Raw genomic sequence first — 19,720 nt, 5'->3', positions numbered from 1 at the left:
CGGATGGGTGTTTAGTGATCAGTGTTTGGAATACATCTCCTGGTGCCATATTATTGATAATATTTACCGCTTGATTCTTGTCGCTGGAGAATACTCGCAATACGCTGCCAGCACCGCCATTATAGGAAGTAATAACGGCATAACGCCGTGAAGTAGAATTTTGAATACCGCCCAAATAGGTATTTTGCAAAATTGACAGATAGGCAGTACCTGCATCGATATTATTGGCTGGATCGAACAGATAGCTACGGCTTGGCTGACCACTCTTACCTTTCAGTTTGTATACATCACGCCCGGCAGTATGTTGAACTACCTGCATCAAACCCAGCGCGTCAGAGCCGCTGACAGCATACGGGTTGAAGCTCGATTCTGTTTGCATAATAGCCAGAATTAATGACTCTTCTACACCATATCGTTCAGCCGATTGCCGCACCAGTGGCAGATATTTATGTGCGCGCTTATCCAAATGATTAGGCACCAATTGCAAGGTTACCGACCAGATAACATGTAGGCCGGAGGTCCGTTTTTGCATTTTGGTTTGCAGCAAATAATCAGCAAAATGGGCTGCCCGCCATTCCCAGCGAATTGGCTGGCCATTGTTATCCAGCACCTGCCCATAGAGGAAAGGTTCTTTGCTGATCTGAATATCGTTGACATCAGAGTAGAGATCGATCGAACCAGGATCATCGCCCATTAATAATGTAGTAATGATCGCCTGACGTAGATGAGCCGCCGGATCGGTCGTGGCAATAGTTTCAACCGTAATGGTACCGGCATCGAAGTTGATATGGCTGCGGGTTTGGTATTGATCCGTGTACTTAACGTAATCTTTCGGACCCGCGATTAAAACTTCTTTTAATCCCCAAATATTTTCAATGTTATGGGCAAATTGGCCCATTAAAATCTCAAAACCGTTGGTGTCTTTGACAACGGCTTCTTTTTCTTCCTGATTCTTATTACCTGAACAAGACACTAACAAGGGTGCAATTATCAGCAAAGCTAAAATTTTCTTCATCTTACAAGCCATATCTTGATGAGGAATATCCCCGTTAAGGAATAAATAATAGCGGGGCCAGCGCAGACCCCGTAATGGGTTACTGACTCGGTGGAGTATAACCTTCAATATGCACATCTTGCCCTTCGAACAGGAAGTTGACCATCTCCTGTTCCAGCAGTTTGCGGTCTTCAATATTCATCATGCTCAGTTTTTTCTCGTTAATCAGCATGGTTTGTTTGGTTATCCATTGTGCCCAAGCCTCTTTTGAAATTTCGTTATAGATCCGTTTGCCGATTTCACCCGGATACAACTGAAAGTCCTGCCCCTCAGCATCTTTCTTCAAAAATGTGCAAAAAATCGTTCTGCTCATGCTAGATCCTCTTCTATGACTCTCGTCAAATAAAGCTGTTTGGGTAGACGGCGGTGTTGCCCGTTATTATTTTACCAATTCTTCCTTTGCTAACTCTTCTTTTGATAACTCGTCTTTTGCTAATTGAAGTAATAAGCGTTCAACCGGAGCCGCTAATCCTACCGAAGGTGGCTGTGCTAAGTTATACCAGAGACCTGCGCCATCATCCATGCATCCACTGGATGACGCACCATTCAGCCACATTGGGACAATATCCAGATGAAAGTGGCTGAAGGTATGGCGAAAAGCCGTTAGCTGCTGCAAGCCGCCGGTAGTCATACCACGCTGTTGTAACCAACGGTCCAGATCATCTTGCTCAGGAAATTGTGGGAAACAAAATAACCCGCCCCAGAGTCCCACGGGAGGGCGTTGTTCGAGCCACACCTGAGCGCCGTTTTGCAGCAATAGAAAATAGGCGGTTTTTTCGGGCAGTATCTGCTTGGGTTTTTTACCTGGGTAGCGCGCCCAACTGTGGTTAGCATAAGCCATACAGCCGGTATTCAGCGGGCACAGTTCACATTTGGGTTTAGAACGGGTACAAACCATGGCCCCTAAATCCATCATCGCTTGGTTAAACTGGCCTACGCCTTTAGCGGGTGTGACATCTTCACTGCTTTGCCACAGGCGGCCTTCGACATCCTTTTTACCGGGCCATCCTTCAATGGCGTAACAACGAGCCAACACTCGTTTGACGTTACCATCTAAAATAGGAAAATGTTGCCCTAAAGAGAGCGACAAAATGGCACCAGCAGTTGAACGCCCAATACCAGGTAGTGCGAGTATCTCGTCAAAAGTAGTGGGAAACTCACCCAAGTGGCGTTCAACCACAGTTTGGGCGGCTTTATGCAGGTTTCTGGCACGGGCGTAGTAACCTAAGCCAGTCCATAAATGCAGAACCTCATCCAACGGTGCCGCTGCCAAAGAGCGGATATCAGGAAAGCGCAGCATAAAGCGTTGGAAATAGGGAATGACGGTCGCAACTTGAGTTTGTTGCAACATCACCTCTGACAACCAGACTTGATAAGGCGTTTTATCCAATTGCCATGGCAGTGTTTTGCGACCAAAGCGTTGGTACCACTCAAGTACCAGGTGCGCGAATTGTTGCGCTTGCATCATAAGTAGGTATCGATATCCGGCAGATAAATAAATTAAGGCTGGATTGCAGCATAGAGCGCCAGTGCTGTAAACCCCCTTCGCCCTTGACGCTACAGCGGCGTTAGCTACATTCACTTAGCCCGTTTGGGCATTAATCCGTTATTTACCGCTTAATTTTGTGCTTATGGCATCCATAGTTGATAAACTGGCGAATCTTTGCATAATGCGCGTTCGCATATGCAACCAACCAACAGACAGAAAGCACCATGATAAATGACGTCATCTCTCCGGAATTTGATGAAAACGGCCGCGCTATGCGCCGTATTCGTAGTTTTGTCCGCCGCCAAGGCCGCTTAACCAAGGGCCAACAACTGGCGCTGGATACCTACTGGCCGGTGATGGGCGTGGAATATCAGGCAGCTCCGGTTGACTTAAATACCTTGTTTGGCCGTGAGGCCCCGGTAGTACTGGAAATAGGCTTTGGTATGGGCACTTCGCTGATAACCATGGCTGCCAGCAACCCACAGCAGAATTTCTTGGGGATAGAAGTCCACTCTCCGGGAGTGGGTGCTTGCCTGGGTTCAGCTCATGACGCTGGCCTGAGTAACTTGCGGATTATGTGCCATGATGCGGTTGAAGTCCTGGAAAATATGATCCCAGATGCATCGCTGGATATGGTGCAGTTGTTTTTCCCTGACCCATGGCACAAAGCGCGCCATAATAAACGTCGTATCGTTCAGACACTTTTTGTTGAGCGGGTAAAAAGTAAATTAAAAGTGGGTGGCGTGTTCCATATGGCGACCGACTGGCAACATTATGCGGAACATATGTTGGAAGTGATGTCAGGTATGAACGGATACCGCAACCTTTCAGAACAAAATGATTATGTTCCTCGTCCGGACTCGCGTCCGCTGACAAAATTTGAATTACGTGGCCAGCGTCTGGGACATGGCGTTTGGGATCTGATGTTTGAGAGGAAAGAATAATGGCTAACAATCGCAGTCGTCGTTTACGCAAAAAAATGCATATTGACGAGTTTCAAGAATTGGGTTTTTCCGTACAGTGGACCTTCCCTGAAGGGACCAGTGTTGATGTTATTGATGAAACTGTCGATGCTTTTATCGGTGAAGTGATTGAAGCAAACGGCTTGGCATTTGATGGCAGTGGCTATTTGCAGTGGGAAGGGCTGATTTGTCTGCAAGAGATCGGTCATTGTACTGATGAGCACCGCGCATTAGTCACTAAATGGCTGGAAGCTCGCAAAATGAAAAATGTAGAAACCAGTGAACTGTTTGATATCTGGTGGGATTGATCTTCCGCGTTGGTGGCAGGTAATCAATAAGGGCGCCTAATGCAGGCGCCTTTGTTTTTAGTCTGCCCAGTTAGTGCAAGCTGTTACTGAGATTCTATTGGGAGCATTGTGTTGGCAAAAATTCTAGAGGTGGCAACCGTTTTAGATAGTGCTTTGCTGACGGATATATTGCAGCAGGTTCGCCCGCTGATTGGTCAGGGGAAAGTTGCTGATTATATTCCAGCCTTGGCCGAGGTCTCTACTGACAAACTGGGCATTGCCGTTTGTACGCTGGAGGGTAAGATTTTTCAGGCCGGAGATGCCGATGAGCGCTTCTCTATTCAATCGATTTCTAAAGTATTAAGCCTGACACTGGCATTATCTCGTTATGGCGAACAAGACGTCTGGCAGCGGGTAGGCAAAGAACCGTCTGGTCAGCCATTTAACTCACTGGTCCAGTTGGAATTAGAAAAGGGTAAACCGCGTAATCCTTTTATTAATCCCGGCGCGCTGGTGGTGTGCGATATGCTACAAAGCCGCCTAAGTGCGCCAAAACAACGGATGCTGGAAGTGGTGCGCCGACTCGTGAATGACGATAGCATCAACTATGATCCTCGAGTGGCCCGCTCAGAGTTTGAGCATTCAGACCGTAACGCCGCTATCGCTTATCTGATGAAGTCTTTTGGTAATTTTGATAACGATGTGTTGACGGTACTGCAAACCTATTTTCACTACTGCGCCATGCGCATGAGTTGTATCGAGCTGGCTCGGTGTTTTGTCTATCTGGCAAATCAGGGGCGCAGTATCAGTGGACATGACGCGCTGATTACGCCGATGCAGGCACGGCAAATCAACGCGTTGATGATTACCAGCGGCATGTACGACGGCGCGGGTGAGTTCGCCTTCCGTGTTGGTATGCCGGGTAAGTCCGGTGTAGGTGGCGGCATTATAGCTATTGTCCCGGATGAACTGTGTATTGCGGTGTGGTCACCTGAATTAGATAGCGCAGGGAACTCTCTCGCGGGAACTGCTGCCTTAGAGCTACTGGCACAGCGGATTGGCCGCTCCATTTTTTAAAACAGCTTCTCAGGAGTTTTATGTTACATAAAATGAAAGCATTACGAACGGCAGGTCTGATGATATTGATGTTGACCGCCTGGCAGGTACAGGCTGAATACCAGTGCAACGTAAAGCCACAGGATGATGTGATTATCAGCCCGCAATCTGTGCAGGTGGTGGGTGCCAGTGGCAATTTGCAGATTTCGCCGGATGGCGATGTTATCCGCAATGGTAAGACCCTCACGCTAACCGATGCGCAGCGTCAGCAGGCCTTCCGCTACCAGACTGCATTGCGCAAAGATTTACCGTGGATAGAACAGGGCGCGCAGCAGCATCTCGAAAAAGCACGAGTTTCACTGGATAAAGTGATTGTTCAGCAATTGGGTAGCAGCAGCAATGTGCGTAACCGGCTGATCACACTGAACGATCAGCTTAAGCAGCAAATGAGCCGTATTATTGAAAAACGCAGTGATGGCTTAACCTTCCATCATCAGGCTATCGATCAGGTAGAAAAAGATGGTCGTCAGTTGGTGCAGCAAAGCATGGGCGGCGTATTGCAGGACAGCTTGAATGAGATGGGCGTCAAGCAAGCGACCAGTGGCAGTGCGGGTAATAATCCGTTACAGGCCATTATGGGCAATCTTGGGGGGTTACAGCAGGCTATCCAGAACGAATGGAACAATCAGGAGCAGGACTTCCAGCAGTTTGGCCATGAGGTGTGTGGTCGGGTGACGGTACTCGAGCAGCAGCGTAAGGATTTACTTAAGGTGTTGAACTGATCTCTTACTGCAGATTTAGCAGGTTCAGGTTGGGGACTCCGTCTGAACCTGCTTTTTTATGCGTCAGAGCTACAAAAACAGCTCCAACAGCGAGTTAAGGAATAACTTACCTTTCTCGGTAATCTGCCAATATTCTTCCGTTTCGACTAAATACCCTTTGGTCAATGCCTCGTCCAACTGTGGGCGAATAGTGCTTTCGGCCAATCCGGTGAAATGGGTGAAATCTGCACGCGGCGCGGCTTCCAGTAAACGGAAACGGTTCATAAAGAACTCAAAAGGCCGGTCAACGGCCGCCACTTGGTATTGTTTATCCAAATATTTCCCCTGCATAAAACCCCGGGGGTGCTTAGTCTTTATGGTGCGTAGAATTCGCCCGTCGCTGAAGGTGACTTTACCGTGAGCACCACAGCCAATGCCAAGATAGTCACCAAAGCGCCAGTAGTTAAGGTTATGCTGGCATTGATAACCCGGCTTGGCATAGGCCGAGGTCTCGTATTGTTGATACCCGGCCTCACTGAGTAACTGGTGGCCTTGCTGGAAAATATCCCACAACGCATCGTCATCCGGCAACGTTGGCGGGCGAGAGCTGAAACCGGTATTTGGCTCGATGGTCAATTGGTACCAGGATAGGTGTGGTGGGTTCAGCGCGATGGCCTGGCGCAAATCGTCCAATGCCTCTTCCAGTGTCTGATCTGGCAATCCATGCATCAAATCCAGATTAAAACTGCGTAGTTCTAGTGCGGTTGCCAGCTCTGCTGCCCGTTTTGCTTCTTCCGGCCCGTGTATCCGCCCCAGACGCGTTAGTTTCTGCGCACTAAAGCTTTGCACACCAATAGAAATACGATTGATACCAGCGCGTTGATAGCCGCTGAAACGATCGGCTTCGACGGCACCTGGGTTTGCTTCCATGGTGATTTCTGCATCGGCTGCCAGTGGCAGTCTGGCGCGGACACCATCAAGTAACTGTTGCATAGCTTCGGCACTGAGCAAGCTGGGGGTGCCACCACCAATAAAAATGGTGCTGATCTCCCGGCCACTGACCAAAGGTACGTCCACATCAAGGTCGGCTAATAAATGCTCTACATATTCCTGATGAGGCACATCGCCTTTCAGTGCATGGGAGTTAAAATCACAGTAAGGGCACTTCTGCACACACCAGGGAATATGGATATAGAGACTGAGCGGCGGTAATTTAAGCATTGCGCAGCGCATCCAACATCAGTTTCAGGGCCTTACCTCGGTGGGATACCGCGTGTTTTTCTTCAGCGGTTAACTCAGCCGCGGTTTTACCCAGTTCTGGTACATAGAAAATAGGGTCGTAGCCAAATCCGGCGGTACCAGTAGCTTGGTGAGCAATTATACCAGGCCATTGACCATGGAATACCAATGGCGTTGGATCTTCGGCATGGCGCATATAGACCAGTACACAATGGAATTGGGCACTGCGTTGTTCATCAGGCACATCTTTCAACGCAATCAGCAGTTTCTCGAGATTCTCCTGATCACTGGCATCAGCGCCAGCGAAGCGTGCGGAATAAATCCCCGGCGCACCCGCCAAAGCATCCACTGCCAAACCTGAGTCATCGGCGATGGCCGGTAAACCCGTAATTTGTGCGGCATGACGTGCTTTTAATATGGCGTTTTCAATGAAGGTTAAGCCGGTTTCTTCAGCAGATTCAACGCCAAGTTCGGTTTGTGCTACCACATCTAACCCAAAATCGGCCAGCAAGTTTGCCAATTCACGCACTTTGCCGGGGTTGCCGGTGGCTAATACTATTTTTTGCATGGAGGGGTCCTGAATTTCTATTTGGGCTGAGCGCCATATCGCTTGACGATCATTAACCCAATTCTAGCGGGAAGTCTCTATCACTCGAGTAGCGCCGCAACTTCTGGCGGGATCTGTTGCGGGTTAACAATTTTGATTTGTTTATGCCGCCCTAACTCGCCCTTTTCGATAATCACCTGGCTTTTGGCTACTCGAAATTGTTTGGCGATAAACTTGATTAAATAGGCATTAGCCTGACCATCAACGGGCGGGGCGGTGATGGCGACTTTCAGTTCATCGCCATGTAAACCGACAATCTGATCGCGGCTGGCTTTCGGCTGAATATATAGCTTGAGCGCCAGCCCGTCTAGTAAGGGTGTTACTGGACTCACAGTACGAACCAAAGCTCGCCTAGCAGATCCATGCCTAAATAGTTGATCAAATACAAGATAAGGATAACTATCATTGCCGAGAAATCAATACCACCCATCGCTGGCAGGATGCGGCGAATTGGTGCCATCAGCGGCTCAGTTAACTGGAGCAGCAGATAGTCCATTGCGCCGCGACCCTGACTGACCCAACTCATCAACGCACGAATAATCATCACCCAGAAAATCAGATAACCGGCGGCCTTCACCAACGAAATGATACCGAACAGTAGATTATAAAGGCTGAGTGACATCGAACCGCTTTGGATCAGTACCAGCAGCGGGTACTTAATGGTCATCAGCAAGAAGGCTAACAGCAAGGATGCGCTGTCTATTGGCCCCAGCGAAGGAATAATTCGGCGCAGCGGACCAACAATCGGTTGTGTTATTTTTACCACAAATTGTGAGAATGGATTGTAGAAGTCACTGTGAACCCACTGCATCCAGATACGTAACAGCAGTATCATTACGTACAGGTCAATAACCGTTTTGGCCAGAAAAGTCAGCGTTAGCATGAGTTGCCTTGATCCTTTAGAAAATGTATTCGCATATTATATGGATAGACCCCTATTTTAACGAGAAAGTGTCAGGGGCAGTGTTGAGTTTTGTAAATTTTGCGGCTATCAGAACAGCTTTTCCATTTCCTCCGCACGCACAATAGCGGCTTGCATGGCGTTGGCAACAGTTTTCGATAGATAATGCTCATTAAACACCCGAATCGCCTCAGCGGTAGTACCACCTTTAGAGGTGACCTGCTCACGTAGGGCCGACAGCGATAATTGCGGGTTAGCTTCCACCAGCGCAGTGGTACCAACGGCGGCTTGTTGCACCAATAGACGGGCGGTTTCACGATTAAAACCTAATTGCTCGGCTTCTTGTTGCATCGCTTCCATAAACAAGAGGAAGTAGGCCGGTGCACTGCCTGCTGCGGCAATAACGCTGTTGATACCGTTCTCGTCATTCACCCAACAAACTTTACCCACGGAGCTCATTAGTGTGGCAGTGAAGTCACGATCTGTCTGTGAAACCTGCTCGGGGGCATATAAGCCGCTCATCCCTTTACCTACCAACGACGGGGTATTTGGCATAATGCGCACCAAACTGAGCTTATCGCCTAATAGCGCGTAGAAACGTGCAACCTGAATACCTGCGGCAATAGAGAGCACTAGCTTACCGCTAAAATCGACTTTTTCCCGCAACGGCTGGCATACATCAGCCATTAATTGAGGTTTAACGGCCAAAACTACCACTTCAGCCTTTTGTGCCTCCGCGCTATTATCATCACTGCTGATAACACCAAACTCTGCGGCCAGAGCATCACGATTTTTACCTGACGGCGCGCAAACGCTGATCATGTTAGCGGGGTAACCCCCAGCAACCAAACCGGCGACGATCGCGCGAGCCATATTGCCAGCGCCAATGAATGTAATGTGACGATATTGCATTAAATAACTCCTTATCCCTTTTGTATTTGAAGCCACCGGGTATTTAAGTGCGGGAACCAAAAATAGCGGTGCCAATGCGCACTAATGTACTGCCGGCACTGATCGCTGCTGCCATATCATCTGTCATCCCCATGGAAAGCGTATCCATCTGAGGGTAGCTGGCTTTTAAAGTCAAGAAAGCCTGATGCATTTGCTCAAATACAGCCAGTTGCCGTTGGTAATCATTTTCGGGTGCCGGAATGGCCATTAACCCGCGTAAATGCAAATTAGGTAATTCACTTATGCTGGCAACTAATGCGGGTAACTCGGCTAAGGTAATCCCTGATTTACTCTGCTCATCACTGATATTGACCTGAATCAATACGTTTAACGCGGGCATATCTGCCGGGCGTTGGTCGCTCAGACGTTGTGCTATTCTCAGCCGATCGACGGTATGGCACCAGGCAAAGTTTTCTGCCACTAACCGGCTTTTATTGGATTGCAGCGGGCCGATAAAGTGCCATTCAAGAGGGGCGTTATCGGCTTTACTCGCAAAATAGTGGATTTTATCCACCCCTTCCTGCACATAGTTTTCGCCAAAGGCATATTGCCCGGCGGCGATAGCTTCTTCGAGAGCTGTCACAGGTTTGGTTTTACTGACTGCAAGCAATGTCACTTCTTCTGGAGAGCGTGCGCAATTATGTGCAACTGCTGCGATCCTCGCTCTGACATCCTGTAGATTGTGCTCAATTGTGCTCATATGGACCCAGGAGTTTGATATGGATTTCACCAGTCTGAATGATAAAAACACCGAACTGGATAACCCAGCATTTAGCGGTATTGCTACCAAACGCATTGATTTAGAAAACCCTGAACATGCCGATAGTGGCTTTAACGAACAGGATTTCGCAAATAAGGTAGCGACTAGTGTAAATCATAACGCATCGGATCTGCACCTTTGTACCGGTTATCACCCGGTATTACGCATTGATGGTGCATTGAAAACCTTTACGCACTGGCCGCGGGTCAAGGCGTGCTGGCTCCATAAATTAAGTCAGCATTTATTGAGTGAGGTGCAACAAAGCCGATTGCAACAAATGGGGCAGGTTGATTGTGCTTACACCACGGTTGCTGGTCACAGGTTACGGGCGAATATTTTTCAGCAGAATCAGGGGCAATCGATAGCTTTTCGTCTTATCTCCGCAGCTTGCCCGTCACTGGACGAATTGGATGCTCCGCCGATTATTAACCAACTCATTGAGCAAGAAAATGGATTAATTCTGGTTACTGGCGCGACAGGCAGTGGTAAGTCCACCACCTTGAGCGCGATGATCCGCGCTATTAATCAGCAGCAGGCACGCCATATTATTACGCTGGAGGATCCGATCGAGTTTATCCATAACAGCCAGTCATGTTTGATCCAGCAACGGGAGTTGGGGAGTCATACCCCATCTTTTAATAGTGCCTTAAGCGGGGCACTGCGTCAGGATCCCGATATTATTTTGCTGGGTGAATTACGGGATCTGGATACTATTCGCTTGGCTCTGACGGCGGCTGAAACGGGGCATCTGGTGCTGGCAACGTTACATACCCGCACTGCAACTCAGGCAATCGATCGACTGGTGGATGTTTTCCCTGCGGCAGAAAAAACGGCTATCCAGTCACAATTGGCCGCCAGTTTACGCGCTGTTATCGCGCAAAAATTGTGTCATAAAACCGGGGGAGGGCGTATTGCTGTATTTGAAGTTCTGACACAGACCACAGCAAGCAGTCATTTGATTCGGGAGGGTAAAACCTACCAGTTACCCTCGGTGATACAGACGGGTGGGCAATGGGGAATGCAAACCTTTGAGCAGGGCATGGCGCAGCGAGAGAAACAGGGCGTATTGGCAGAGCACCATGTGAGTCAATTGAGATAGAGCCGCTAACACCGCTGCGGCTCCAAGTATAAAAAGAGGTTACTCAAAGTAATTGGTGTTGCAGCAAGGCAGCAAACGAATGCATCCCGATGAGCTTACATTGGTAAGTGATTCGGGTAAGTGAGAGCCGCTAACACCGCTGCGGCTCCAAGTACGATGGGTAACTAGGCTGCTGGGATCTGCTGGGTAATACAATGAATATTGCCGCCCCCTAGCAGGATCTCGCGGGCAGGAACGCCGACAATCGCATAGTCAGGGAACATCTGCTGCAACAGATCATGCGCCAGCCCATCGGTGTTGCTATCCAACAGCGGATAAATAATCTGTTGATTGCTGATCAGGAAGTTGACGTAAGAGCCCGCCAACCGCTCACCGGCGGTACGGGGAACGGCATCGCTGGACAGCACATCGAAAGTCTCGGCTTCGGTGTTATACAGCGGGCCGGGTGCCGGTAGCTTCCAGATTTTCAGCTTACGACCTTTGGCATCGACCGCATTGGATAACACCTCAAAAGCGGCAACAGAACGCGCGTATTGCGGGTCCTGCTGATTATCAGTCCAATGCAGAGCGACTTCACCAGGGCGGACAAAGCAGCACATATTGTCGATGTGACCATCAGTCTCATCGTTATAGACGCCGTCCTGTAACCAGATGAAATGCGTGACACCGAGGTATTCACGCAGTAGCTGTTCAATCTGCGCCTGATTCAGATGCGGGTTGCGGTTTGGGTTCAGCAAACATTCAGCGGTAGTCAGTAACGTGCCTTCACCGTCAGTATGAATAGAGCCACCTTCCAGCACTAACGGTGCGCTGTAATGGGCATTATTCAGGAAGTCACTAACCTGAACGGCAACTTTCTCATCTTGCCGCCAATCGGTATATAAGCCGCCATTAAGTCCGCCCCAAGCGTTGAACTGCCAGTCAACAGCGCGGCGTTCACCGGCACCGTTAATCACCATGGTCGGGCCGCTATCGCGAATCCAGGCATCATCGCTGGCCATTTCGACCAACGTGACACTGGCTGGCATGATTACTTTAGCCTGTGCCATAAACTCAGCAGGCACTCCCATAAATACGGGGGTTGCTCCGCTGATGGTTTCGGCGACTTTGGCAAACGTCTGCTGAGCGGGGACACCTTTGCCGCGCCAGTTATCCTGGCGATATGGCCACAGCATCCAGACGGCATCCTGCTTTGCCCATTCGGCGGGCATAAAAAAGCCATCCTGTTGTGGTGTACCGGGTAGTTCTTGTGACGCTATGCTTGGTAAAACTTGGTCTTGTGTAGACATAAATTATCTCCGGGTCTTGCCGTCAGAAGTGGTTAATGTCTGATACATTTCCGGACGGCGATCGCGGAACAAGCCCCATGAAGCGCGCTGAGCAGCAATTTCCTGCAAATCAAACTGGTGCACCAACACGGTTTCGTCAGTTTTGTTGGCTTGAGCCAGCAGTGCACCGGTTTGGTCTGCGATGAAGGAGGAACCGTAGAAGGTCATTTCCAGACCATCGATAAACTTGCTTTTTTCGGTACCGATACGGTTAGACGCGATAACGGGCACCAAATTTGCTGCGGCATGGCCTTGCTGAACACGGGTCCAGTGTGGTTGGCTGTCGATTTCAGGGTAAGCCGGTTCAGAGCCGATAGCCGTTGGGTAGAAGATGATTTCTGCGCCAAGCAGCGCCAGGCTGCGGGCTGTTTCCGGGAACCACTGATCCCAGCAGATGCCTACGCCGACTTTTGCATAGCGGGTCTGCCAGACTTTGAAGCCGGTATCGCCCGGAATAAAGAATTGTTTTTCCTGGTAAGCCGGGCCATTAGGAATGTGAGTTTTACGGTACACATCCAGAACCGAACCATCAGCGTCAATCATAACCAGTGAGTTGTAGTAGGCATTATTGGCTTTCTCAAAGAAGCTTAGTGGTAACACTACTTGCAGCTCGGCCGCCAGCTTGGCGAAGTGCTTAATGAGCGGGCTATTATCCAGCTCTTGGGCCAGTGCATAGTGTTCCGGGCTTTGATCAATACAGAAATAAGGTGCGGCAAACAGCTCTTGAATCAGGATGATTTGCGCGCCTTTGGCGTGTGCATCACGTACCAGTCTCTCGGCATTTTCAATGTTCTTAGGCAGGTCCCAAGAACAGGCCATTTGAGTCGCAGCAACAGTCACTTTTGTCATGAGAAAACCTCAATAAATGTAAAAAACACCCGTATGGGGTGTGCAATATTTTGAGCCGCTGATTGGCATAAAGGTAGTATACAATTGTGCGGGCATGGGTGCCATGCATGCCGGGATTGTCGGGTTAGGCAGTGGAAATGGAAAATGGAAAACAGCAAGGGATAATGTCAAAAAAACGTCTTCAGCCTGCCTGTTCATCAAACCAACTTTCCAAAATAATGACCGCAGAAGCAGCATCGACGCTGCCTTTGTCCAGTGCACGATAACCACCACTGTCAAACAAATTGGCACGGGCCTCTACTGTACTGAGGCGTTCATCTTGTAAGGCTATCTGTACACCAAAACGGCCATGCAAGCGGTTGGCAAACCTACGTGCGCGCGCGGTCAGCGGTTGCTCAGTGCCATCCATATTCAGTGGCAACCCGACCACCACTAAATCAGGTTGCCACTCTTTCAGCAGTTTTTCGACTTTCTGCCAGTCTGGGGTGCCATCCTGCGCTTTAAATGATGTCAGCGCTCTTGCGGTGCCAGTGACTTCCTGACCGATAGCCACACCGATACTTTTAGTACCAAAATCAAAGGAAACAATGGTGCGGTTAGCCATTAGGCGTGTCCTGCTTGCGGAGCAATGTTGAAGATATTAATCCCCAGCTTGTTGGCTGCTGCTTGCCAGCGTTCAGCAATTGGCGTGTGGAACAGAATATGAGGATCTGCCTCAATAGTCAGCCAGACATTATCTAACAATTCCTGTTCTAACTGCCCTTGCTGCCAGCCGGCATAACCCAGCGCCACCAATAGATTTTTAGGCTGATCTGGTGTTCCTAACGTTTCCAGGACATCTTTGGAGGTGGTTATCATGGTATCTGGTGAGATAGGAATACTGGAGGTGAAACCTTCCCGTGGCGAGTGCAGAATAAAACCGCGATCTTCCGCCAGTGGCCCGCCAGTTAATACCGGTTTATCCAGACGTATGGATGGGTCGCGTGGTGAAGGGCTGATTTTCAGTTTTTTCAGCACAGTCTCTACCGTGAACTGTTCCATAGGTTTGTTTATCACCAAACCCATTGCACCCTCCTCGTTATGCTCACAGACGTAAATAACCGATCGCATAAATGGGGGGGCCTGAAGAGAAGGCATAGCTATAAGAAAGTGATGCTGTAAATTCATTATATTATATAGGGGATTCGCTGAGTTAAGGGGTGAACTCATGTGAGTATGCGGATAAGTGAGAATAAAGTCACGGAAGTAGCGCTCAAAAATACACCACTTCCGTTTTTGTTATTTCATTCGTTTAGGGCTGCTAGCCAAACGCACTTCAATCGCATCCATTAGCATGCCGGTTATCGAGACATCCGGGAAGGCGGCTTCAATTTCACGTATGCAGGTCGGGCTGGTGACGTTAATTTCAGTCAGACGATCGCCGATAATATCCAGGCCAACAAAAATTAAGCCTTTTTGCTTCAGTATTGGTGCCACCGCGTTAGCAATCTTCCAATCGCTCTCACTGAGTGGACGGGCTTCGCCACGGCCACCGGCAGCCAGATTACCACGGGTTTCACCCTGAGCAGGAATACGCGCCAGGCAATAAGGCACTGGCTTGCCGTCAACCACCAATACACGTTTATCGCCTTCTTTGATGGCGGGCAGGAAGTTTTGTGCCATGCAGAATCGGCTGCCGAGTTCGGTCAATGTTTCAATAATAACCGATACGTTAGGGTCATCCTGCTTCACCCGGAATATCGAGGTGCCACCCATACCATCCAGGGGTTTTAGAATGATATCGCCATGTTCCTGATGGAATTTACGGATCTGCTCTTTACTGCGTGTGACCAAGGTATCTGGCGTTAACTCAGGGAACCAGGCGGTAAATAGCTTCTCGTTACAGTCACGCAGGCTCTGCGGTTTATTCACCACCAGCGTACCTTTATCTTCTGCGCGTTCCAGAATATAAGTGGCATAGATAAATTCAGTATCAAACGGCGGATCTTTACGCATCAGAATGACATCAAGAGAGTGCAGCGGCAGGTCTTGTTCCGCACCAAAGCTGAACCAATCGTCTTTATCTTGTTTCACACTCAACAGGCGAGTACGGGCGCAGCCATTACCGCCACGCATGTAAAGATCGTCCATCTCCATGTAATGCAGTTCCCAACCACGGCGCTGTGCTTCCAACAGCATAGCGAAGCTGGAGTCTTTCTTGATATTAATGGACGAGATTGGGTCCATTACGATGCCGAGCTTGATCATTCTTCTCTCCTAATGGGAACGAATTTTATCCCAGATCACCAAACCGCACCTGCAAAGCAGTAATGGCAGTAAGGGCGGTAGTTTCAGTACGCAAAACTCGCGGTCCCAGCAGGATATCAGTAAATCCAAGGCGCGAGGTCATGGCAATTTCATCGGCAGACAGACCGCCCTCCGGGCCAATCAACAAACGCACTTTGTTGAGCGACGGGGGAAGGGTGTTAATGCTATTGCTGGCACGCGGGTGCAGATTGAGTTTCAGGCTATCATCTTGCTCCGCACACCAGTCGGTTAGCTGCATTGCCGCCCGGATTTCTGGGATAGTATTGCGGCCACATTGCTCACAGGCAGCGATAGCAATTTTTTGCCATTGTTGGATTTTCTTCGCCAGACGTTCGCCATCCAGCTTAACGCCACAGCGTTCAGAAAACAGCGGAGTAATCACATTGACACCCAACTCAATGGATTTCTGTACCGTAAATTCCATTTTCTCACCACGGGAAATAACCTGCCCTAAGTGTAAGTTTAATGGTGACTCACGGTTTTCCAACTGCCCTTCGGTGAGTCGGACCACCAGGTTTTTTTTATCTGCCCGCACGATCTCGGCTGCAAAAACCTGATTACTGCCGTCAAATAATTGCAGGCTTTGGCCTTCAATCATACGGAGCACACGACCTACGTGATTGGCAGCTTCATCGCTTAGCGCCAGCTCGGTATTCGCCTGTAAAGGCTGCGGATGATAAATGCGGGGTATGCGCATGGGGTGCTCTGAGTCCTGAAACGAAAATATTAGCGATATACTAGATTAGCCTTTTTGTTGCTGGCAAGCTCGTTGTACATAAGGGTTATGATTACCCTGCGCTTTTGCTACTCGCTCATCACGCAGACATTCCCAATCGGTGACGGGATATTGACGATGCCAAACATCAAATAGCTTACTTTGCTGGCTGGAGAGCCGCAATTGATACTGGTCGCGCATATAAAAATAGGTGCGTGCAATTGCCCCGCGAGCACGGGCTGGAGGCTCTGCCAGCTTGTTTTTAAAATCAACTTTCATATCGCACTGACCGTATTGGCCGTTGCCACCATTCCATTGGGAATACATAAAGTTATTGCGGTCGCCATTCACTTCACCAATAGCGGGTTGCAGATTGTGTAAATCAGTCTCTATCTGGCGATAGACCGGATCTTTAGCGCAATTTTTGCGCCCACCTTGCTGCCAGCACTGGCGCTGGTGGCCAAACTGCCAGGCGGGGACCACATGTTCCCATTCAATCCGTGCGGCTCGTTGGGCATTTTTTCTGGGTTGATAGCCACAACTCTTCAGGTTTGGAACACCTTTCTTGCCTTGCCAGTCAATTTTGCATCCACAGTAAAAACTGCCAGGCGCATCATGGTTAATTTTCACGGCCACTGTTTTGGCCTGAGAAAAGTTATTAATGCTTTGGCTGTGACTGACCAGAGGAAGCCACGGGGAGGATAAAACCAGCAGGAACAGGATTTTGCGTAACATATCTCACAACAGCTCGATGATGAAAAGCAGGCAGGTTATAGATAATACGGATGAATGGCAAATTAACACGCTGTTTTATAACAATTAACGTTCATTCCTAACCGCTTTTTACTGCAATAAATTGCAGTTTTTCCCCACAGTGACGGCAGCGATATTCACTCTCGCCACGCTGTACTTTATTGTGGCGGCGAATGGTTAAGGCGTGTTGTTGGCATGTGCACTGATAATTGAAAGTTTTACTGCGCACTGAGGCCACTTCAAACTGATGAGTACGGCTGGCCGGGACTTGCAATACATGCTCCATCATCCAGCGCCACTCTGCGCCATGGGGGGCAACCCGGCCAAATTGGCGATAAACCAGCAAGTGAGCCAATTCATGAGGTACCACTTCATCGATAAAAGACTGCTGATTTTCCAGCAATAGCACGGGATTAAGGCGAATTTCGAAGGATTGTAGATAAGCACTGCCCGCACTGGTACCACGTTGATGATAGTTGATTTTTGGCTCCGGATAGGCGGTGCCCAGATGCTGATTCGCCAACTGCAATTTGTGGCGCAAACAGCGCATAATGGCTTGCTGTAACGCGATAGGGATTCTTAGTGTACTCATATTGCGGAAGAATAAAACGGCAGGTAACCATATGCAAGCCAGCAGGCGCGATAAACCCATAATTCATAAAAAACCCCGCAATATATTCAGCGGGGTTTTTGCTGTTCGAATTCTGCGTACTAAAGCTTATTTCAGGCCAGCAGCATCACGCAGTAATTCGGCTTTGTCGGTTTTTTCCCAAGGGAATTCTTTACGACCAAAGTGACCATAAGCTGCGGTAGCTTGATAGATCGGATGCAACAGATCCAACATTTGAATCAGGCCATAAGGGCGTAGCTCGAAGAACTCACGCACCAGAGTAATCAGTTGATCCTCTGAAACCTTACCGGTACCGAATGTTTCCACCATAATGGAGGTCGGTTCTGCCACACCGATGGCGTAAGAAACCTGAATCTCACAACGGTCTGCCAAGCCTGCCGCGACGATATTTTTCGCGACATAACGAGCTGCATAGGCGGCTGAACGGTCAACTTTGGACGGATCTTTGCCCGAAAATGCCCCACCACCATGGCGAGCCATGCCGCCGTAGGTATCAACAATGATTTTACGGCCCGTCAGACCACAGTCACCCATTGGGCCACCGATAACGAAACGACCCGTCGGATTAATATGATACTTGGTGGTAGCAGTGAGCCACTCAACAGGTAGAACCGGCTTGATAATTTCTTCCATCACCGCTTCTTGCAAATCTTTCAGACTGATATCTTCTGAATGCTGCGTCGACAGAACAACCGCATCAATACCGACAATCTTGCCGTCGTCATACTGGAAGGTAATCTGGCTTTTTGCATCCGGGCGCAGCCACGGCAAGGTGCCATTTTTACGCACTTCAGCCTGACGCTTGACCAAACGGTGAGCGTAGGTAATAGGTGCGGGCATTAAAACGTCGGTTTCGTTAGTGGCATAGCCGAACATCAGGCCCTGGTCACCCGCGCCTTGTTCTAATGGATCTGAACGGTCAACACCCTGATTAATATCAGGTGATTGCTTACCAATCGCACTTAAAACGGCGCAAGAGTTAGCGTCAAAACCCATCTCAGAATTAACATAACCGATTTCGCGCACGGTACGACGGGTGATTTCTTCGATATCTACCCATGCGTTAGTGGTGACTTCACCGCCAACCATGACCATACCTGTTTTGACATAGGTTTCGCAGGCAACACGTGCTTTTGGATCTTGTTCAAGAATTGCGTCAAGTACCGCATCTGAAATCTGATCAGCGATTTTGTCAGGGTGCCCTTCAGAGACAGATTCTGATGTAAATAGATGTTTAGCCATTGTTTTCTTTACCTTGAAATACAAGTGAAAAGTCACTGCATAGCGTTGAGTGCCAGGCAACAGAAACCGACATTGGTTAGATAGTCTGATGCGTTGACGCCTTGCAACGCCCCTTTAGGCAAAGCCTTTAGCAGTCGATCCCATTCGTACTTGAAGCCACAGGGTGGTTAGCTGCAACTCCAGGTTCTTTGGGTATATCAATTTAGAAGCCGGTGCATTGACAATGCACTTAGCATTCTAGCAATTAAAATGTATGGATGTATTAACATCTGGACGTCTATTTTAGGTCAGCTTTTATCTTTAATGCCAGCCCTTTTTGCATCAAGAGATTTCTCTCTTTGGTTGTGACTTGATTTATTTACCGCTTGATACAGTTATACCCGTCATACTTCAAGCTGCATGTGCGTTGGCGACACTCAATAACCCGAATCACTTACGACAGTAAGCTCATCGGGATTATCTCGCTTGCCGCCTTCCTGCAACTCGAATTATTTAGGGTATACGCGCTATTTGCATTTTGCTCGCGTTATAGGTATAAACTGCGCGCGCAACTTATTTGATATGCAATGATGCGGATGCCGGAAGAGGGCATCGGCTCATTGTTAGATTTTCAGTGTTTTACCCTCAGTGATAAGCCTCATTTTTTATGGGGAGTTAACCCTGGATGAGCACTAAAATTACTGCGTAATCAAACTGTTACTTAAATTTATCTATTTAAATTCTTGTCCG

Annotated in this window: 23 protein-coding genes; 5 read left to right on the top strand and 18 right to left on the bottom strand. The window is 48.8% G+C overall.

What is annotated here, in order from left to right:
* The 3 genes from mltC to mutY all read right to left on the bottom strand — a co-directional run.
* Window positions 1–1,015 (bottom strand): membrane-bound lytic murein transglycosylase MltC (mltC, locus tag AEP37_RS14455; RefSeq protein WP_049613990.1); only part of this gene is annotated, 1,015 nt, incomplete at its 3' end.
* Window positions 1,016–1,094: 79 nt separating this feature from the next.
* A complete protein-coding gene (locus AEP37_RS14450; protein ID WP_049613989.1) occupies window positions 1,095–1,367 on the bottom strand; it encodes an oxidative damage protection protein in 273 nt (90 codons plus the stop codon).
* 66 nt (window positions 1,368–1,433) lie between these two features.
* Window positions 1,434–2,522, bottom strand: a complete 1,089-nt coding sequence (gene mutY, locus AEP37_RS14445; RefSeq protein ID WP_049613988.1) for an A/G-specific adenine glycosylase — start codon at window positions 2,520–2,522, stop codon at window positions 1,434–1,436.
* A gap of 245 nt (window positions 2,523–2,767) precedes the next feature.
* Here mutY and trmB point away from each other — a divergent pair, with 245 nt between their 5' ends.
* The 4 genes from trmB to AEP37_RS14425 all read left to right on the top strand — a co-directional run bounded on the left by trmB (window position 2,768) and on the right by AEP37_RS14425 (window position 5,630).
* On the top strand, window positions 2,768–3,487 hold the full coding sequence (gene trmB / locus AEP37_RS14440; protein ID WP_049613987.1) for a tRNA (guanosine(46)-N7)-methyltransferase TrmB: 720 nt from the start codon (window positions 2,768–2,770) through the stop codon (window positions 3,485–3,487).
* Entirely contained in the window at window positions 3,487–3,813 is a 327-nt protein-coding gene (locus AEP37_RS14435) for a YggL family protein (protein WP_049613986.1), read from the top strand. The genes trmB and AEP37_RS14435 overlap by 1 nt, the downstream gene beginning before the upstream one ends.
* 129 nt (window positions 3,814–3,942) lie before the next feature.
* Window positions 3,943–4,869, top strand: a complete 927-nt coding sequence (glsB, locus tag AEP37_RS14430; protein ID WP_049613994.1) for a glutaminase B — start codon at window positions 3,943–3,945, stop codon at window positions 4,867–4,869.
* Between the two features lie 20 nt (window positions 4,870–4,889).
* Window positions 4,890–5,630, top strand: a complete 741-nt coding sequence (locus tag AEP37_RS14425) for a YggN family protein (protein WP_049613985.1) — start codon at window positions 4,890–4,892, stop codon at window positions 5,628–5,630.
* Window positions 5,631–5,699: 69 nt separating this feature from the next.
* On the opposite strand, the gene hemW is transcribed toward AEP37_RS14425, so the two are convergent.
* From hemW to AEP37_RS14395, 6 genes are all read right to left on the bottom strand, one after another.
* Window positions 5,700–6,830 (bottom strand): radical SAM family heme chaperone HemW, encoded by a 1,131-nt coding sequence (gene hemW / locus AEP37_RS14420; RefSeq protein WP_049613984.1) that lies wholly within the window; start codon window positions 6,828–6,830, stop codon window positions 5,700–5,702.
* Window positions 6,823–7,416 (bottom strand): XTP/dITP diphosphatase, encoded by a 594-nt coding sequence (locus AEP37_RS14415; protein WP_049613983.1) that lies wholly within the window; start codon window positions 7,414–7,416, stop codon window positions 6,823–6,825. The genes hemW and AEP37_RS14415 overlap by 8 nt, the downstream gene beginning before the upstream one ends.
* Before the next feature lie 80 nt (window positions 7,417–7,496).
* Entirely contained in the window at window positions 7,497–7,787 is a 291-nt protein-coding gene (gene yggU, locus AEP37_RS14410; protein WP_049613982.1) for a DUF167 family protein YggU, read from the bottom strand.
* On the bottom strand, window positions 7,784–8,338 hold the full coding sequence (locus AEP37_RS14405; RefSeq protein WP_049613981.1) for a YggT family protein: 555 nt from the start codon (window positions 8,336–8,338) through the stop codon (window positions 7,784–7,786). The genes yggU and AEP37_RS14405 overlap by 4 nt, the downstream gene beginning before the upstream one ends.
* A gap of 108 nt (window positions 8,339–8,446) precedes the next feature.
* On the bottom strand, window positions 8,447–9,268 hold the full coding sequence (gene proC / locus AEP37_RS14400; RefSeq protein WP_049613980.1) for a pyrroline-5-carboxylate reductase: 822 nt from the start codon (window positions 9,266–9,268) through the stop codon (window positions 8,447–8,449).
* Between the two features lie 43 nt (window positions 9,269–9,311).
* Window positions 9,312–10,007 (bottom strand): YggS family pyridoxal phosphate-dependent enzyme, encoded by a 696-nt coding sequence (locus AEP37_RS14395; protein WP_049613979.1) that lies wholly within the window; start codon window positions 10,005–10,007, stop codon window positions 9,312–9,314.
* Window positions 10,008–10,026: 19 nt separating this feature from the next.
* On the opposite strand from AEP37_RS14395, the gene AEP37_RS14390 reads away from it, so the two are divergent.
* The gene (locus AEP37_RS14390) at window positions 10,027–11,166 is read left to right on the top strand and encodes a type IV pilus twitching motility protein PilT (protein ID WP_049613978.1); all 1,140 of its coding nucleotides are present in this window, start codon (window positions 10,027–10,029) and stop codon (window positions 11,164–11,166) included.
* A 164-nt stretch (window positions 11,167–11,330) separates the two neighbouring features.
* Here the strand turns inward: AEP37_RS14390 and aguA are convergent, their stop codons facing one another.
* The 9 genes from aguA to metK all read right to left on the bottom strand — a co-directional run bounded on the left by aguA (window position 11,331) and on the right by metK (window position 18,991).
* Window positions 11,331–12,455 (bottom strand): agmatine deiminase, encoded by a 1,125-nt coding sequence (gene aguA, locus AEP37_RS14385; protein ID WP_049613977.1) that lies wholly within the window; start codon window positions 12,453–12,455, stop codon window positions 11,331–11,333.
* 3 nt (window positions 12,456–12,458) lie between these two features.
* On the bottom strand, window positions 12,459–13,343 hold the full coding sequence (gene aguB, locus AEP37_RS14380) for an N-carbamoylputrescine amidase (RefSeq protein ID WP_049613976.1): 885 nt from the start codon (window positions 13,341–13,343) through the stop codon (window positions 12,459–12,461).
* Window positions 13,344–13,524: 181 nt separating this feature from the next.
* Window positions 13,525–13,947 carry a Holliday junction resolvase RuvX gene (gene ruvX / locus AEP37_RS14375; protein WP_049613975.1) on the bottom strand — a complete coding sequence of 141 codons (423 nt, stop codon included), beginning with the start codon at window positions 13,945–13,947 and terminating at the stop codon, window positions 13,525–13,527.
* A complete protein-coding gene (locus AEP37_RS14370) occupies window positions 13,947–14,510 on the bottom strand; it encodes a YqgE/AlgH family protein (protein ID WP_049613974.1) in 564 nt (187 codons plus the stop codon). The genes ruvX and AEP37_RS14370 overlap by 1 nt, the downstream gene beginning before the upstream one ends.
* A 111-nt stretch (window positions 14,511–14,621) precedes the next feature.
* Window positions 14,622–15,590 carry a glutathione synthase gene (gene gshB, locus AEP37_RS14365; RefSeq protein WP_049613973.1) on the bottom strand — a complete coding sequence of 323 codons (969 nt, stop codon included), beginning with the start codon at window positions 15,588–15,590 and terminating at the stop codon, window positions 14,622–14,624.
* A 25-nt stretch (window positions 15,591–15,615) separates the two neighbouring features.
* Window positions 15,616–16,347: a 16S rRNA (uracil(1498)-N(3))-methyltransferase gene (gene rsmE / locus AEP37_RS14360; protein ID WP_049613972.1), complete on the bottom strand. Its 732-nt coding sequence runs from the start codon at window positions 16,345–16,347 to the stop codon at window positions 15,616–15,618.
* Between the two features lie 45 nt (window positions 16,348–16,392).
* Window positions 16,393–17,100 carry a deoxyribonuclease I gene (gene endA / locus AEP37_RS14355; protein ID WP_049613971.1) on the bottom strand — a complete coding sequence of 236 codons (708 nt, stop codon included), beginning with the start codon at window positions 17,098–17,100 and terminating at the stop codon, window positions 16,393–16,395.
* 97 nt (window positions 17,101–17,197) lie between these two features.
* Window positions 17,198–17,710, bottom strand: a complete 513-nt coding sequence (locus tag AEP37_RS14350; RefSeq protein ID WP_049613993.1) for a SprT family zinc-dependent metalloprotease — start codon at window positions 17,708–17,710, stop codon at window positions 17,198–17,200.
* Between the two features lie 126 nt (window positions 17,711–17,836).
* Window positions 17,837–18,991 (bottom strand): methionine adenosyltransferase, encoded by a 1,155-nt coding sequence (gene metK / locus AEP37_RS14345; protein ID WP_049613970.1) that lies wholly within the window; start codon window positions 18,989–18,991, stop codon window positions 17,837–17,839.
* Between the last annotated feature and the right edge of the window lie 729 nt (window positions 18,992–19,720).

It is taken from the genome of Yersinia pekkanenii (assembly GCF_001152565.1).
Taxonomy (GTDB): Bacteria; Pseudomonadota; Gammaproteobacteria; order Enterobacterales; family Enterobacteriaceae; genus Yersinia; species Yersinia pekkanenii.
The sequence above is the reverse complement of the archived record's forward strand: the minus strand, read 5'-3'. Positions and strand labels throughout refer to the sequence as shown.

What these genes read in the sequence shown, in the direction of transcription:
- AEP37_RS14450 (WP_049613989.1), bottom strand. Translation starts at nt 1,367, where the DNA reads ATGAGCAGAACGATTTTTTGCACATTTTTGAAGAAAGATGCTGAGGGG.
- mutY (WP_049613988.1), bottom strand. Translation starts at nt 2,522, where the DNA reads ATGATGCAAGCGCAACAATTCGCGCACCTGGTACTTGAGTGGTACCAA.
- trmB (WP_049613987.1), top strand. Translation starts at nt 2,768, where the DNA reads ATGATAAATGACGTCATCTCTCCGGAATTTGATGAAAACGGCCGCGCT.
- AEP37_RS14435 (WP_049613986.1), top strand. Translation starts at nt 3,487, where the DNA reads ATGGCTAACAATCGCAGTCGTCGTTTACGCAAAAAAATGCATATTGAC.
- AEP37_RS14425 (WP_049613985.1), top strand. Translation starts at nt 4,890, where the DNA reads ATGTTACATAAAATGAAAGCATTACGAACGGCAGGTCTGATGATATTG.
- hemW (WP_049613984.1), bottom strand. Translation starts at nt 6,830, where the DNA reads ATGCTTAAATTACCGCCGCTCAGTCTCTATATCCATATTCCCTGGTGT.
- AEP37_RS14415 (WP_049613983.1), bottom strand. Translation starts at nt 7,416, where the DNA reads ATGCAAAAAATAGTATTAGCCACCGGCAACCCCGGCAAAGTGCGTGAA.
- AEP37_RS14405 (WP_049613981.1), bottom strand. Translation starts at nt 8,338, where the DNA reads ATGCTAACGCTGACTTTTCTGGCCAAAACGGTTATTGACCTGTACGTA.
- proC (WP_049613980.1), bottom strand. Translation starts at nt 9,268, where the DNA reads ATGCAATATCGTCACATTACATTCATTGGCGCTGGCAATATGGCTCGC.
- AEP37_RS14395 (WP_049613979.1), bottom strand. Translation starts at nt 10,007, where the DNA reads ATGAGCACAATTGAGCACAATCTACAGGATGTCAGAGCGAGGATCGCA.
- AEP37_RS14390 (WP_049613978.1), top strand. Translation starts at nt 10,027, where the DNA reads ATGGATTTCACCAGTCTGAATGATAAAAACACCGAACTGGATAACCCA.
- aguA (WP_049613977.1), bottom strand. Translation starts at nt 12,455, where the DNA reads ATGTCTACACAAGACCAAGTTTTACCAAGCATAGCGTCACAAGAACTA.
- aguB (WP_049613976.1), bottom strand. Translation starts at nt 13,343, where the DNA reads ATGACAAAAGTGACTGTTGCTGCGACTCAAATGGCCTGTTCTTGGGAC.
- ruvX (WP_049613975.1), bottom strand. Translation starts at nt 13,947, where the DNA reads ATGGCTAACCGCACCATTGTTTCCTTTGATTTTGGTACTAAAAGTATC.
- AEP37_RS14370 (WP_049613974.1), bottom strand. Translation starts at nt 14,510, where the DNA reads ATGAATTTACAGCATCACTTTCTTATAGCTATGCCTTCTCTTCAGGCC.
- gshB (WP_049613973.1), bottom strand. Translation starts at nt 15,590, where the DNA reads ATGATCAAGCTCGGCATCGTAATGGACCCAATCTCGTCCATTAATATC.
- rsmE (WP_049613972.1), bottom strand. Translation starts at nt 16,347, where the DNA reads ATGCGCATACCCCGCATTTATCATCCGCAGCCTTTACAGGCGAATACC.
- endA (WP_049613971.1), bottom strand. Translation starts at nt 17,100, where the DNA reads ATGTTACGCAAAATCCTGTTCCTGCTGGTTTTATCCTCCCCGTGGCTT.
- AEP37_RS14350 (WP_049613993.1), bottom strand. Translation starts at nt 17,710, where the DNA reads ATGAGTACACTAAGAATCCCTATCGCGTTACAGCAAGCCATTATGCGC.
- metK (WP_049613970.1), bottom strand. Translation starts at nt 18,991, where the DNA reads ATGGCTAAACATCTATTTACATCAGAATCTGTCTCTGAAGGGCACCCT.